A 13949-nucleotide genomic window follows, 5' to 3' on the forward strand; every position below is an offset into this window, starting at 1 on the left:
TTCAAACCCCGTCTTTTTCGTCGCATCCGCGCATTTTGGCGACCCTAGCAGAGCGTTTGCCGGATGCACGCCGATTCTGGCGCGCAGCGGTGCCGCCCCGCATTGACCACCTGCCGCCTTCTGCCTATGCAGAGGGCGCTTTTCAAGAGGTTCGGCCCAGAGGTTCGACATGGCATCCAAGGCAGCCGCCCCGCGCAGCTTTCAGGAAATCATCCTGCGGCTGATGACCTATTGGTCGGCCAAGGGCTGCGCCGTGCTGCAACCCTATGACATGGAGGTGGGGGCGGGCACCTTCCACCCGGCGACCACGCTGCGGGCGCTGGGGTCGCGCCCCTGGGCTGCGGCTTACGTGCAACCCTCGCGCCGCCCCACCGATGGCCGCTATGGCGAGAACCCCAACCGCTTGCAGCATTACTACCAGTATCAGGTGCTGATCAAACCCTCGCCGCCCGATCTTCAGGCGCTGTATCTGGGGTCATTGCAGGCCATCGGCATCGACGCCGACCTGCACGACATCCGCTTTGTCGAGGATGACTGGGAAAGCCCGACGCTGGGCGCCTGGGGCCTGGGCTGGGAGGTGTGGTGCGACGGCATGGAGGTCAGCCAGTTCACCTATTTCCAGCAGGTCGGCGGCCACGATTGCCGCCCGGTGGCGGGGGAACTCACCTACGGGTTGGAGCGGTTGGCGATGTATGTGCTGGGGGTCGATCACGTCATGGACATGCCGTTCAACGACCCGGATGCACCGATCCCGCTGAAATACGGCGATATTTTCCGGCAGACCGAGCAGGAATACAGCCGCTGGAACTTCGATCAGGCCGATACCGCAATGCTGCTGCAACATTTTCAGGATGCCGAGGCCGAATGTGCCCGCATCCTGAACGCCCCGGGGCTGGACAAGGCCGGGCGGCTGATCGTGATGGCGCATCCGGCCTATGACCAGTGCATCAAGGCCAGCCACCTGTTCAACCTTCTGGACGCCCGCGGGGTGATTTCCGTCACCGAACGGCAGGCCTATATCGGCCGGGTGCGCGCCCTTGCCAAAGCCTGCGCCGATGCTTTCGTGCTGACCGAAGCCGGGGGTGCGGCGTGATCGGATTGCTGAGCCTTGGCTGGCGACTGGCCGCCGCGGTGCCGGTGGCGTTCTTCCCCGGCGCCGAAATCCGCCTGACCCCGATCATCGGGGCGGCGCCCGAAGTGATCCTTGCCAACGACATCACCGAAACCGGCACCGAGGCGCCCTTGCAGTTCCGCGCCTGTTTCACCACGCCGATGAGCCAGGCGCTGCTGACCGAAACCTACCGGGTCTATGACGCCGCCACCCCGCCCGCCGCCGACCTCGACTGTTTCGATACCGGAAACATTGCCGCAGCCCTGCACACCGGCGAGGCCATCGCCTTTCTGTCCGAACCCGGCATTGCCCCCGGCATCGACCGCGTGGTGGCGGTCTATGCCGATGGCCGCGCCTATGCCTGGCACCAACCGACCGCATCCAGAGAGTGACCCATGCCCGATCTGCTGATTGAACTCTTTTCCGAGGAAATCCCGGCCCGGATGCAGGCGCGGGCGGCGGCGGATCTGAAAAAGCTGGTCACCGACGGGCTGGTCGAGGCCGGGCTGACCTATGCCGGGGCAGGCGCCTTCTCCACCCCGCGCCGTCTGGTGCTGTCGCTGGAGGGGTTGACCGCCCACAGCCAGGCCCTGCGCGAGGAACGCAAAGGCCCCGCCGCCACCGCCCCCGAGGCCGCGTTACAAGGCTTCCTGCGCTCCACCGGCCTTGCGCGCGAGCAGCTGGAATTGCGCGACGACAAGAAGGGTCAGGTCTGGTTCGCGGTGATCGAAAAGCCGGGCCGCGCGGCGGCGGCGATCGTGGCCGAAGTGCTGGAAGCCACCATCCGCAATTTTCCCTGGCCGAAATCAATGCGTTGGGGCACGGGCTCCTTGCGCTGGGTGCGCCCCTTGCATTCCATCCTCTGCCTGCTGACCGACGAGCACGGCCCGCAAGTCGTGCCCCTGAGCGTCGATCACCTGAACGCCGGTGCCACCACCGAAGGCCACCGCTTCATGTCGCCCGGCCGCTTTGCGGTGACGGGTTTCGACGACTACGCCGCCAAACTGAAACGCGCCCATGTGATCCTCGACCCCGCCGCGCGCGAGGCGCAAATCTGGCACGACGCCACCACGCAAGCCTTCGCCCGCGGCCTTGAAGTCGTCCCCGACGCCGGCCTTTTGGCCGAGGTAGCGGGCCTCGTGGAATGGCCGGTGGTGCTTCTGGGCGCCATCGCCCCCGGCTTTCTCGACCTGCCGCCCGAGGTGCTGCAAACCTCGATGCGCACGCATCAGAAATTCTTCTCGGTGAAGAACCCGAAAACCGGCCGCATCGAAGGCTTCGTCACTGTTGCCAACCGCGAAACAGCGGACCACGGCGCCACCATCCTTGCCGGCAACAACAAGGTGCTGTCGGCCCGGCTGTCGGATGCCAAGTTCTTCTGGGAAAACGACCTGCGCACCGTTCACGCCGTGGGGATGGAGGGCATGGCCGCGGGTCTGGCCCATGTCACCTTCCACAACAAGCTCGGTTCGCAGGCCGATCGCGTGGCCCGCATCGAGGCGCTTGCCCGCGAAATCGCCCCCCTCGTCGGCGCCGCCCCCGACCTCGCCGCCGAGGCCGCCCGCATCTGCAAGGCCGACCTGCAATCGGCCATGGTCGCCGAATTCCCCGAGCTGCAAGGCCTGATGGGCCGCTACTACGCCACCGCCGCCGGCCACGACGATGGCGTGCCCGAAGCCTGCGAGATGCACTGGAAACCCCTCGGCGCCGCCGACGATGTGCCCACCGATCCCGTCAGCGTGGCCGTGGCACTGGCCGACAAGATCGACACCCTGACCGGCTTCTGGGCGATCGACGAGAAACCCACCGGCAGCAAAGACCCCTTCGCCCTGCGCCGCGCGGCGCTGGGGGTGATCAGGTTGGTGCTGGGGAATGGGGTGCGGGCGAGCCTCATCAAAGCAATGAATACAGGGGAGAAGGGCCACATTTTCCACCGTGTAGCCGTCAAGGAGAGGGAAAAGCAGGACGTTCTAGATGCTCTTGAAGTAAATGTTGGCGCTCGTGAAGAAATCACCACTATTCGCAGAACCGCGACTGTCGAGACTGGCACCAGAGTCCTAGTTTCTGGAAGCTTTGACGACGGGACAGCACTGCATGCATCGACTCAAGTGCTGGACCTCCTCGCCTTCTTCCACGACCGCCTGAAAGTCTTCCTGAAAGACCAGGGCATCCGCCATGACGTGATCGACGCCTGCCTTGCCATGCCCGGCAACGACGACCTCACCCTCTTGGTCAAACGCGCGCAATCCCTCGCGGCCTTCCTGAAAACCGAAGACGGCCCCAACCTGCTGCAAGGCTTCAAACGCGCCAACGCCCTGCTCAGCCAGGCCGAGGCCAAGGACGGCGTCGAATACTCCTACGGCGCCGACCCCAAATTCGCGGAAACCGATGAAGAACGCGCCCTGTTCACCGCCCTCGACCAGGCCGAAGCCGTCCTCACCCCGGCGATGAAAACCGAAGACTTCGCCGCCGCCATGGCCGCCATGGCCACACTGCGCGCCCCGGTCGACGCCTTCTTCGAGGCGGTTCAAGTCAACAGCGACAACCCCATCACCCGCCGCAACCGCCTGAACCTGCTGCACCGTATCCGCAGCCTCTGCGCGCAAGTGGCCGACCTCACCAAGATCGAAGGCTGACCCATTCACCTTTGAACAAATATCCTCGGGGGGGTGCGGGGGGCAGATAGCCCCCGTCTGTCCGCAACGCTTGCGCCACCCCCCGATAAGACTATGCTGCACCCGAACCCGAAAGGCGCCGCAGTGCAGAAAATCGACCCGCTCACCGATTTCAGCGAAATCACCGCCACCGCCGCCATCAGTTCGGCCCGGCACGGCTGGCGCGCCAAGTGCCTGCAACGGCTGGTGCGGATCGACCTGCCGGTGCCGCGCACCGTGGCCCTTCCCGCCGCCACCGTCCGCGCAATAGCCGCCGGTCAGCCGGTCGATTGCGCCGCCATCCTGCGGCATTTCGGCCCCGATCCGTTGATCTCGGTGCGCCCCAGCCCGGAAAATCCCGATTGGGGCGGCCCGGCCACCATCCTGAACATCGGCTTCAACGCCGCCCGCCATGACCGGCTGGCGCAGACCCATGGCCAGGCCGCCGCCGACGCGCTTTATCTGCGCTTCGTGCAGGGCTATGCGCTGCATGTGGCCCGGCTCGACCCCGACATGTTCGAGGGGCTGGAGCCTTCCGCCGAAGCCCTGCGCCGCGCGCTTCAGGCCTATGCCACTGAAATGGAAGAACCTTTCCCCGAAGACCCGGCCCGGCAACTCTCGGATGTGCTGCGCTCGATGGCCCGGGCGTGGGAGGGCACCACCGCCCGCCTGCTGCGTCAGGCCAAGGGCGCGCCCGAGGCGGCGGGGCTGGGGCTGGTGGTGCAGGAGATGGCGCAGGGCATCGGCGCGGGTCTGTCCGGCTCGGGCGTGATCCAGTTCGTCGATCCGGCCAGCGGTGTGCCGCAGGTCACCGGGCGCTATCTGGGGCAATCCCAGGGCCGCGACGCGCTGCGCCAGCCCGAGGCGATCTACCTGACCCGCGACCCGCGCGGGGCGTCGCTGCAAGACCTCGCCCCCGAGATTTACGCCGATCTTTTGCGCTTTGGTGCCACCTGCCGCAAAAATCTGCGCGAGGAGATGCAGGTCGAATTCACCATCGAAGACGGCCATATGTCGGTGCTGGACGCGGTCAAGGTGGTGCGCTCTGCCCGGGCGGGCCTGCGCATCGCGGTGGCACTGGCCGAGGATGGGGTGATCAGCCGCAACGACGCGGTGCTGCGGGTGGAACCGCGGGCGCTGTCGGAGCTTTTGCACCCGCAGGTCGATCCGCGCGGGGCGCGCGACGTGTTCGCCAAGGGCATCGGTGCCTCTCCCGGTGCTGCCACCGGCAAGATCGTCTTCACCTCGGCGGCGGCGCAGGCCTCGGCCTCGCGCGGCGAGCCCTGCATCCTGGTGCGCCGCGAAACCGCGCCCGAAGACATCCGCGGCATGCATTCGGCGGCGGGCGTGCTGACCGAGCGTGGCGGCATGACCAGCCACGCCGCGGTGATCGGGCGGGGTCTTGGTCTGCCCTGCATCGTCGGCGCGTCCGACCTGCGGCTGGATGCGCGCGAAAAGACCCTGATCGCCGCCGATGGCCGCTGCTTGCGGGAAGGCGATCTGATCACCGTCGATGGCACCACCGGCGAGGCCTTGGTGGGGGCCGCCACCATGTTGCCGCCGGCGCTGGACGACAGCTTTCGCAAGCTCTTGTCCTGGGCCGATGCAGTGCGCGACATCGGCATCCGCGCCAATGCCGACACCCCCGCCGACGCCCAGACCGCCCGCAATTTCGAGGCGCAGGGCATCGGCCTGTGCCGCACCGAGCACATGTTCTTTGATGAAGACCGGCTGGTGGTGATGCGCGAGATGATCTTTGCCGACACAGCACAAGACCGCGCTGCCGCTCTGGCCCGGCTTTTGCCGATGCAGCGCGCCGATTTCGTGCAGTTGTTCGACATCATGCAGGGCCTGCCGGTCTGCATCCGGCTGTTCGACCCGCCGCTGCACGAGTTTCTGCCGCACAGCCGCGAAGGCCTGCGCGAACTGGCCGAGGCGCTGGACAAGCCCTTGTCCGACGTGACCCGCCGGGCCGAGGCGCTGGCCGAGTTCAACCCGATGCTGGGGATGCGCGGCGTGCGCCTTGGCATCGTGCTGCCGGAGATTTACGCCATGCAGGCGCAGGCGATTTTCGAGGCTACAGTCGAGATTGCCCACCGCGGCAGCGCGCCGGTGGTGCCGGAAATCATGATCCCGCTGGTCTCGGCCAAGCGTGAGGTCGAACTGGTCAAAAGCAACATCGACGCGGTGGCGGCATCGGTGCGGGCGAAATCCGGTGTCACGTTCGACTTCCGGTTGGGGGTGATGGTGGAAACCCCGCGTGCGGCCCTGCGGGCGGGCGAGATTGCCCAGCACGCGGCGTTTCTGTCCTTCGGCACCAATGACCTGACACAGATGACTTATGGCTTAAGCCGCGACGACGCCGGGCGCTTCATGAACACCTATGTGCAGCAGGGGGTGTTTGCCGAAGACCCGTTCCACAGTCTGGATGTCGATGGCGTGGGCGAGTTGTTGCTGATCGGGGCAGAGCGCGGCCGCGCCACCCGCGCCGACCTGACGCTGTCGATTTGCGGTGAACATGGCGGTAACCCCGAATCAATCGACTTCTGTCGCAGGGCGGGGTTTGACTACGTTTCCTGCTCGCCCTACCGGGTGCCGCAGGCACGGCTGGCGGCGGCACATCTGGCGCTGACCGACCCGATCGGCTGAAACTATCGTTAGATTAACGCTAGATACGCCCCACAAGGGCTTGAGTTTTCTAGGGCTTTTCAAAAAGTGCTTCGGCGGGTTTCCGCGCAGAATCGCGGCCTTTTGTGTGGCATTTTTGCCACCGGGGTGGACGATGCCGCAATGCAGCGTCTATTTCCGGCCCCTGTTGCCATCGAACCCTCAAAGACACCCCGCTGGCAGCAGGCTGAAATAGACCGGGAACAACCGAAAATGCGCTTGCTTGAGATATGGACGCGTGCCGCAATGGCGCTGATTGTCCTTGCCGGAGCGGCCTTCGCCGATGTGACGGTGAGCCAGTCCAACGACCCCACCGCCGCGATTGGCGGCAAGCTTTCCGCGCTGCTGGGCGGTGAACGCCAGGCGCTGCAACAACTGGCGCCGGTGCAATTGCAGGCGGTGGCCAATGGCGTCGCTGCCCCCTCGCGCAAGAAGTCCGAGGCGCCGGGTGCCGTTCGCCATGACGCGGCCTGGCTGGCGACACTGCCGCCCGCCACTGGCGATGCGCAATGGCAATGCCTGACCAAGGCACTGTATTTCGAAGCCCGCGGCGAGACCGTGAAGGGCGAATTCGCGGTGGCCGAGGTAATCCTGAACCGGGTGGACAGCCCGCGCTATCCCGGCACCATCTGCGGTGTGGTCAATCAGGGCGGTAACGGCGGGTGCCAGTTTTCCTTCACCTGCGACGGCTATTCCGACCGCATCCACGAACCGGCGGCCTATGCTCAGGCCGGCAAGATCGCCCGGCTGATGCTGGACGGAGCACCGCGGTCGCTGACGCTGGGGGCCACGCATTTCCACACACGCAACGTGCGGCCCGGCTGGGCCAACCGCTTTGCCCGCACCGCCGCCATCGGTGCGCATCTGTTCTACCGCCAGCCCTCGGGGTCCTGACCGCGGCAATGTCGCGGCTCTTGCCTTGCCTGCCGCCTTCGGGCAAGGCAGGCGCGCGCGGGCGGCTATCCTGCGCAAGCCGCAGTGGCGGCCGGAGGCCCGGATGACCAGCGATACCAGTCTTGCCTTTGCGCATCCCGAGGAACGGGCGGCGGCTTCGGCCTCTGCCGACCCGCGCGACCGCATTTCCTTGCGCGACCATGTGGTCGAGGTCGAGATCGGCGCGTTTCAGCAGGAACGCGGCACGCGGCAGCGGGTGCGTTTCAACGTGGTGGTCGAGGTGCGGCCGCACCCGGCGCCGCTGCTGGACGATGTGGACCGCATCCTTTCGTATGATCGCATCACCGAGGCGATTGCCGCCGAGCTTGCCGCCGAGCGGCTGAACCTGCTGGAGACCCTGGCCGAGAAGGTGGCCGAGCGTATCCTGGCGGAACCTCCCGCCATGCGGGTGTTCGTGCGGGTGGAAAAGCTCGATCGCGGGCCGGGGGCGCTGGGGGTCGAGATCGTGCGTAGCCGCGCCGAAGTGCCGGTGCGCGCCGTGGCCGCCGATGGGGCGGAAGCCGCCTTGCATCCGCTGCTGGTCTATCTGGACAATGCGGCGATTGCGGCACCTGATCTGGCGGCACGGCTGGATGGCTGGCAGGCGCAGGGCTTGCCGGTGATCCTGACCGTTGGTCTGCCCGACACGCCGCGCCCGCTGACCGGCCACCGCCCGACCCAGCGGCGGATTGATCTCTTGGCCATCGAGCAGAACGCCTGGGTGCTGGCCGCCCGCGACCCGCGCTGCGTGGTGGTGGCGACCCGGACCGAGATCGACTGGGCGATGCGGCATGGCAAGATGATCGTCTGGGCGCCGTCGAAACTGGTGCTGGATGCGGTTGACGGGCCGCAATCGCGCGATCCGGTGGCGCTGGCGCTGTGGCTGGCGGAAATGCTGGCGGCGGCGCGGATGATCGTTCACGGCGCTGTAACACTTCCGGCGGGAAGCCGCGTGCCGGTGCTGGCGGCTTAGGGGCGAAGGGCTTGCCAAGCGGGCGGCAAAGGCCCTAACGAGGGGGCATGGAATACTTCCGACCGATTGTGATGACCGATGCCGCGCGCCCGGCGGATGCGCTGACGCTGGCCGGGGGCTGGTGCTGGTTCGACCGGGTCGAGGTGCTGTCGCGCAGCGCCCGGCCGCAGCTGATTCCGGTGCGCGATCTGCCCGCAGCGGCACGCGCGGCGCTGACCGCGCCGCGTGCCGCATTGGCCGGGCTGGACCTGTCGCGCCCGCGGCTGATGGGTATCCTGAACGTCACACCCGACAGCTTTTCCGACGGCGGGCGGTTTCTGGCCCCGGATGCCGCCACGGCGCAGGGCCGGATGATGGCAGGGGCGGGGGCCGAGATCATCGACATCGGCGGCGAAAGCACTCGGCCAGGGGCGGCCGAGGTGGCGGAGGCCGAGGAGATTTCGCGCACCGCCCCGGTGATTGCGGCGCTGCGGGCGGGCGGGATTGCCACCGCCATTTCCATCGACACCCGCAAGGCGGCGGTGGCGCAGGCGGCACTGGCGGCCGGGGCAAGCATGGTCAATGACGTGTCGGCCTTTGGCTATGACGCGGGCATGGCGGAGGTGGTGGCGCAGGCGGATGCGCCGGTCTGCCTGATGCACGCGCAGGGTACACCGCAGACCATGCAGGACGATCCCCAATATGATGACGTGGCTCTGGATGTTTACGACTATCTGGCCGAACGGGTGGCGCTGGCCTGCGCGGCGGGGATCCCGCGCGCCCGCATCGTGGTTGATCCCGGCATCGGTTTTGGCAAGACCTTGCAGCATAACCTGACGCTGATCCGCGGGCTGTCGCTGTTCCATGGTCTGGGCTGCGCCATTCTGCTGGGGGTGTCGCGCAAGAAATTCATCGGCACCATTGGCGGCGAGGCGCAGGCCGACCGCCGCGCGCCGGGGTCGCTGGCGGTGGCGCTGGCCGGGGTGGCGCAGGGGGCGCAGATCCTGCGGGTGCATGATGTGTGGGAAACCCGGCAGGCGCTGGCGCTGTGGCGGTCGTTGTTAGAGAGTGAGGGCGCATGACACGGACACTTTTCGGCACCGATGGGGTGCGCGGGCGGGCCAATACCTACCCGATGACCGCCGAGATGGCCTTGCGGCTGGGGGCGGCGGCGGGGCGGTTCTTCCGGCGCGACGGCACTGCGGCGCACCGGGTGGTGATCGGCAAGGACACGCGGCTGTCGGGCTACATGCTGGAAAACGCGCTGACCGCCGGGTTGACCTCGACGGGGATGAACGTGCTGCTGCTGGGGCCGGTGCCGACGCCTGCGGTGGGGTTTCTGACGCGCAGCATGCGCGCCGATCTGGGGGTGATGATCAGCGCCTCGCACAACCCGCATCAGGACAATGGCATCAAGTTCTTCGGCCCCGACGGCTTCAAGCTGTCGGATGATGCCGAAAGAGAGATCGAGGCGATTCTGGCGGGCGAGATTGCGCTGGCGCAGCCGCAGAACATCGGCCGGGCCAAGCGGATCGACGATGGCCGCGGGCGCTATCAGGAATATGCCAAGACCACCTTTCCCGTCGGGCTGCGGCTTGATGGGCTGAAGGTGGTGATAGATTGCGCCAATGGCGCGGCCTATCGTGCGGCCCCCGAGGTGCTGTGGGAATTGGGCGCCGAGGTGATCCCGGTGGGGGTGGCGCCGAATGGCACCAATATCAACGACCGTTGTGGCTCGACCTATACCCAGACTGCCGCCGAGGCGGTGGTGGCGCATGGCGCCGATGTCGGCATCTGTCTGGATGGCGACGCCGACCGGGTGATGATTCTGGATCAGACCGGGAAGGTGGCGGATGGCGACCAGATCATGGCGCTGCTGGCCGCCCGCTGGGCCGAGGAGGGGCGGCTGCACGGCGGCACGCTGGTGGCCACGGTGATGTCGAACCTCGGGCTGGAGCGGTTTCTGGAGCGGCGCGGGCTGCGGCTGGAGCGCACCAATGTCGGCGACCGCTATGTGGTCGAGGCGATGCGGCGCGGCGGTTTCAACCTGGGCGGCGAGCAGTCGGGCCATATCGTGATGACCGATTACGCCACCACCGGCGACGGGCTGATTGCCGGGTTGCAGTTTCTGGCCGAGATGGCGCGCACCGAACAGCCGGCATCGGCGCTGGCGCAAAGCTTTCAGACCGTGCCGCAGATGCTGAAGAACGTGCGTTACGGTGCGGGGTCGCAGCCCTTGGCGGCGGCGGCGGTGCAGGCGGTGATTGCTGATGCCGAAGCGCGGTTGCAGGGCTCGGGGCGGCTGCTGATCCGCAAGTCGGGCACCGAGCCTTTGGTGCGGGTGATGGCGGAATGTGAGGACGAGGTGCTGCTGGCCGAGGTGGTGGGCAGCATTGTGGCGGCGGTGGAAGCGGCGGTTTGAGTTTGAGGCAGGAAGGGGGGCGTTGCCCCCCTCGGCGCATAGCGCCTCACCCCCCAGGATATTTGAGCAAAGGTGAAATCAGGGTCAAGCCTTGCGGCGGATGTTGCTGAGGGCGAGGCCTGCCAGGATCAGGCCGAGGGCGGCGAAGAAGCTGGGCGGCAGTTTCTCGTGCAGGAAGATCGTGCCGAACAGCACCGACCACAGCGGCACCTGGTAGTTCGACAGAGTCAGGAAGGTGGGGCCAGCGGTGGTGATCACCTTGACCAGCAGCAGGGTGGCCAGCGCGGTGGGGCCAAGCCCGAGGTAAAGCAGCGCCAGCAGCGCGCTTGGGGTGGCGGCGGCAAGGTCCGGGGTGCCTTCGATGGCCCAGGCCAGTGGCAGCATCATCACGCTCGCGGCGATCAGGGCGGCGGTCGAGAACGCCACCAGCGGCACTGGCGGGCAGCGGCGGGTGATGATGGCGCCGATGGCATAGCACAGGGTCGAGGCGACGCAGGCCAGCCGCGCCAGATTTTCGACATCCGCCCCCGACGAGGCAAGCGCCCTTGGGCCGATCAGCACCACCACCCCGGCGATGCCGAAGCCAAGGCCCAGCAGTTTCCACACCGTCATCTGCTCGCCCGGGATCAGCCGGTGCGCCAAGAGCAGGGTGAACAGCGGCACCGCCGCCATGGTGATGCCGGCAAAGCCCGAGGCCACATGCAACTGCCCCCAACTGAGCAGTGCAAACGGCAGGGCGTTGGAGAAGAACCCCATGCCGATGGCATGCGCCCAGACCCGGCGGCTGCGCGGCAAGGCCAGACCCATGCTGCGCGCGATCAGGAAAAGCGCGATGGCGGCCAGCGCGATGCGGATGGCGGCGATGCTGAGCGGGCCAAACCCGGCCAGCGCCAGCTTCACCCCCATGAACGAGCCACCCCAGATCACCGACAGGGCGATGACCCGCAACCAGTTGGCAAGGCCGGGCTTCTGGAGCGGGGTGTCGGTCATGGCCGGGGTTATAGGTGGCGGTTGCTGGCGGGGCAAGGGCCGGTCAGGGGAAAGCGGTCAGCAGCACCTCGGCGCTTTCGGTCGGGAAGGCGATGCCATGACCGGCTACGGGAAGCAGCGCATAGCGGATCTTGTCGGGCATCCGCCATTCCGCATGGTCGGTGCCGGTGGCGCTATCCAGCCGGTGCAGCACATGGTCGAGCGACAGCGCATAAAGCTTGCCGTCAAAGGCTTGCAGTTCGGCCACCACCGAGGCCCAGTTGCTGCGCGTGTTGTCGTAATCGGTGGTCTGATAGCGCCAGCGGATAGCACCACTGTGGGTGTCGATGGCATAGACATAGCCGGTGGGTGACCACAGATACGCCGAACCGTCGCGCACCAGTTGCGAGTTGATGAAATTGCCGGCGTAAAAGCTCCACAACTCGCGGCCATCGGCCAGCGACAGGCCCTTGAGGTTCTCGTGATAGGTGCCGGCCACCAGAATCCCGTCCTCGATGCTGATCTGGCGCAGGTATTGCCATTGCGCCCGGCCATCGACCGCCCATTTCAGGCTGCCATCGGCCAGCGACAGCGCATAAAGCCGGCCGTCGCCGGGGCCGACATAGGCGGTATCGGCATCGGCCACCGGGGCATAGGCGATGATGGTATCCTCGATGGCGGCAAAGCGCCACAATTCGGCGCCGGTCGCGGTATCCAGCGCGATCAGCCAGTGACCATCGCCAAACAGCGTGTGGGTCGGGGTGACGAAGGGCACACCGATCTGAATCTTTGCCGCATGCCGCCAGAGTTCGGTGCCGGTGGCGGCATCATAGCCGGCCAGCCAGAACCGGCCGCCGCAGATCACCTTGGCCGCCGCCGGGCGCGGCCGGAATTCGGCGGCCTTGTCAAAGCCGTGCGGCAGCTGCCACAGCGGCTGGGCAGCATCCGGCGCAATCGCGCCGATGGTCTTGTCGCCGCAGAACAGCAGGCGATCCTCACCATAGGCGAGCGGGTTCAGAACCGCATTGCCGGTTTTCCAGCGCCGCAGGGCGGCAAGTTCGGGCAGGTCTTGCGCAGCCAAGACCGCCGGCCTGAAAACCAGGCCGGCGATCAGGGATTGCAGCACAAGGCGCCGGTTGGGCGTTACTCGCATTTGGCCCCTTGCTTGATCCAGGCGAACAGGATCTGGGTGTTCGGATGGTCGCGGTCTTCCGAGGGGTCGATGCCGGGCGGCATGCGGTCTTCGGTCAGGTGCTGGAACACCTTCGAGGCCTCCGGGTCACCCGGAATGATCACCTTGGTGGCATTGTCGACACCTTTGGCCACCGAATCCGCCCCCAGCATGATGCCCTCATAGGTGGTCAGGTTCAGCTCGTGGAAGCTGGGCGGTTCCTGGTTCGAGAAGTGGCAGGTGGTGCAATGCGGCGTGTCGGGGCCAAAGGTGTTGTCGGTGGCGAACAGCGGCAGGATTTCCTTGGTGAAATGCTCGTCGTTCGGCGCCCCCGCCAGGATCCATTCCTTGATCGCCAGGATCGGTGCGGAATCGGTGGGGTTGTTGAAGGCGATGCCCAGCGGCATGCGGTTCGCGCGCAGGCGGCGGCCGATGATGGCGTTCTTGGGGTCTTCGCCGGGGGTAAAGATGGCGCGGGCCGGTTGCTCGGTCGAGCCGTTGCGCAGGCCGTCGCAGGTGGAAAGATTGAGGCCGCGGTAGGCATGGGTCGGGTTGTTCGAGCCGTGGCAGATGATGCAGGCCGGACCCGAGCCGAAGGCGTTCGGTGTGGCAAACAGCTGCGCGATATAGCTGTAGGGGATCGGAATATCGCGTTTCAGGATCAGTTCCGACACCGCCGCGCTGTCACCCTCGATCACGATGGCACCGCTGCGCACATCGTCAAGATACTGCTGTGAAAGCGTCCTGGTATCGGCGGCAAGCGGGTTGGCAAGGCCCAGGCAAAGCAAGGCCGTGGCGGCAAAGCCACCTTTCATTCTGTCCAGCATTTCATCCTCCCAAAGGGTCATTTTTTCGGGCGTAAAATCGACCAGGTTTCACGCGGTGCAAGCGGGGGCAGGGCTCATGAGATTCTTGCCAGAAAATTCTGACGAGGGGGCTTCTCAATACAGACCTTGGTCGAAAATATACCGACCATGGTCTGACGGTAACGAGAACGTGAGGGGCCTGTCAAATCAAACGCGAATTTCGGCCGGACTTCTACCGGTGGTTGCGCAAATTGGCGAAAACTG

Annotated in this window: 11 protein-coding genes; 8 read left to right on the forward strand and 3 right to left on the reverse strand. The window is 66.4% G+C overall.

Annotated elements, in window-relative coordinates:
- Window positions 1-169: 169 nt before the first annotated feature.
- From RSW2DRAFT_RS07570 to glmM, 8 genes are all read left to right on the forward strand, one after another.
- Entirely contained in the window at window positions 170-1093 is a 924-nt protein-coding gene (locus RSW2DRAFT_RS07570; protein ID WP_008029638.1) for a glycine--tRNA ligase subunit alpha, read from the forward strand.
- Entirely contained in the window at window positions 1090-1503 is a 414-nt protein-coding gene (locus RSW2DRAFT_RS07575; protein WP_008029639.1) for a DUF6446 family protein, read from the forward strand. Before RSW2DRAFT_RS07570 ends, RSW2DRAFT_RS07575 begins: the two co-directional genes overlap by 4 nt.
- Window positions 1504-1506: 3 nt before the next feature.
- The gene (gene glyS / locus RSW2DRAFT_RS07580) at window positions 1507-3747 is read left to right on the forward strand and encodes a glycine--tRNA ligase subunit beta (RefSeq protein ID WP_008029640.1); all 2241 of its coding nucleotides are present in this window, start codon (window positions 1507-1509) and stop codon (window positions 3745-3747) included.
- A 123-nt stretch (window positions 3748-3870) separates the two neighbouring features.
- Window positions 3871-6414, forward strand: a complete 2544-nt coding sequence (locus tag RSW2DRAFT_RS07585; RefSeq protein WP_040671842.1) for a putative PEP-binding protein — start codon at window positions 3871-3873, stop codon at window positions 6412-6414.
- A gap of 231 nt (window positions 6415-6645) precedes the next feature.
- On the forward strand, window positions 6646-7326 hold the full coding sequence (locus RSW2DRAFT_RS07590) for a cell wall hydrolase (protein ID WP_008029643.1): 681 nt from the start codon (window positions 6646-6648) through the stop codon (window positions 7324-7326).
- Window positions 7327-7429: 103 nt separating this feature from the next.
- On the forward strand, window positions 7430-8338 hold the full coding sequence (locus RSW2DRAFT_RS07595; protein ID WP_008029645.1) for a dihydroneopterin aldolase: 909 nt from the start codon (window positions 7430-7432) through the stop codon (window positions 8336-8338).
- Between the two features lie 47 nt (window positions 8339-8385).
- On the forward strand, window positions 8386-9399 hold the full coding sequence (gene folP / locus RSW2DRAFT_RS07600; protein WP_008029647.1) for a dihydropteroate synthase: 1014 nt from the start codon (window positions 8386-8388) through the stop codon (window positions 9397-9399).
- Window positions 9396-10739, forward strand: a complete 1344-nt coding sequence (gene glmM / locus RSW2DRAFT_RS07605; RefSeq protein WP_008029648.1) for a phosphoglucosamine mutase — start codon at window positions 9396-9398, stop codon at window positions 10737-10739. Before folP ends, glmM begins: the two co-directional genes overlap by 4 nt.
- 84 nt (window positions 10740-10823) lie before the next feature.
- On the opposite strand, the gene RSW2DRAFT_RS07610 is transcribed toward glmM, so the two are convergent.
- From RSW2DRAFT_RS07610 to RSW2DRAFT_RS07620, 3 genes are all read right to left on the reverse strand, one after another.
- Complete coding sequence (locus RSW2DRAFT_RS07610) at window positions 10824-11729, reverse strand: DMT family transporter (RefSeq protein WP_008029652.1); 906 nt, start codon at window positions 11727-11729, stop codon at window positions 10824-10826.
- A gap of 43 nt (window positions 11730-11772) precedes the next feature.
- On the reverse strand, window positions 11773-12789 hold the full coding sequence (locus RSW2DRAFT_RS07615) for a PQQ-binding-like beta-propeller repeat protein (RefSeq protein ID WP_198008081.1): 1017 nt from the start codon (window positions 12787-12789) through the stop codon (window positions 11773-11775).
- Between the two features lie 62 nt (window positions 12790-12851).
- Window positions 12852-13706, reverse strand: a complete 855-nt coding sequence (locus RSW2DRAFT_RS07620) for a hypothetical protein (RefSeq protein ID WP_008029655.1) — start codon at window positions 13704-13706, stop codon at window positions 12852-12854.
- Between the last annotated feature and the right edge of the window lie 243 nt (window positions 13707-13949).

Origin of the sequence: Rhodobacter ferrooxidans, from assembly GCF_000176015.1 — a bacterium.
GTDB classification, from domain to species: Bacteria; Pseudomonadota; Alphaproteobacteria; order Rhodobacterales; family Rhodobacteraceae; genus Pseudorhodobacter_B; species Pseudorhodobacter_B ferrooxidans.

Bases quoted from the DNA above. Each gene is read 5' to 3' on its own strand.
- RSW2DRAFT_RS07590 (WP_008029643.1), top strand. From the start codon at position 6,646: ATGCGCTTGCTTGAGATATGGACGCGTGCCGCAATGGCGCTGATTGTC.
- RSW2DRAFT_RS07595 (WP_008029645.1), top strand. From the start codon at position 7,430: ATGACCAGCGATACCAGTCTTGCCTTTGCGCATCCCGAGGAACGGGCG.
- RSW2DRAFT_RS07620 (WP_008029655.1), bottom strand. From the start codon at position 13,706: ATGCTGGACAGAATGAAAGGTGGCTTTGCCGCCACGGCCTTGCTTTGC.
- RSW2DRAFT_RS07610 (WP_008029652.1), bottom strand. From the start codon at position 11,729: ATGACCGACACCCCGCTCCAGAAGCCCGGCCTTGCCAACTGGTTGCGG.
- glmM (WP_008029648.1), top strand. From the start codon at position 9,396: ATGACACGGACACTTTTCGGCACCGATGGGGTGCGCGGGCGGGCCAAT.
- folP (WP_008029647.1), top strand. From the start codon at position 8,386: ATGGAATACTTCCGACCGATTGTGATGACCGATGCCGCGCGCCCGGCG.
- glyS (WP_008029640.1), top strand. From the start codon at position 1,507: ATGCCCGATCTGCTGATTGAACTCTTTTCCGAGGAAATCCCGGCCCGG.
- RSW2DRAFT_RS07570 (WP_008029638.1), top strand. From the start codon at position 170: ATGGCATCCAAGGCAGCCGCCCCGCGCAGCTTTCAGGAAATCATCCTG.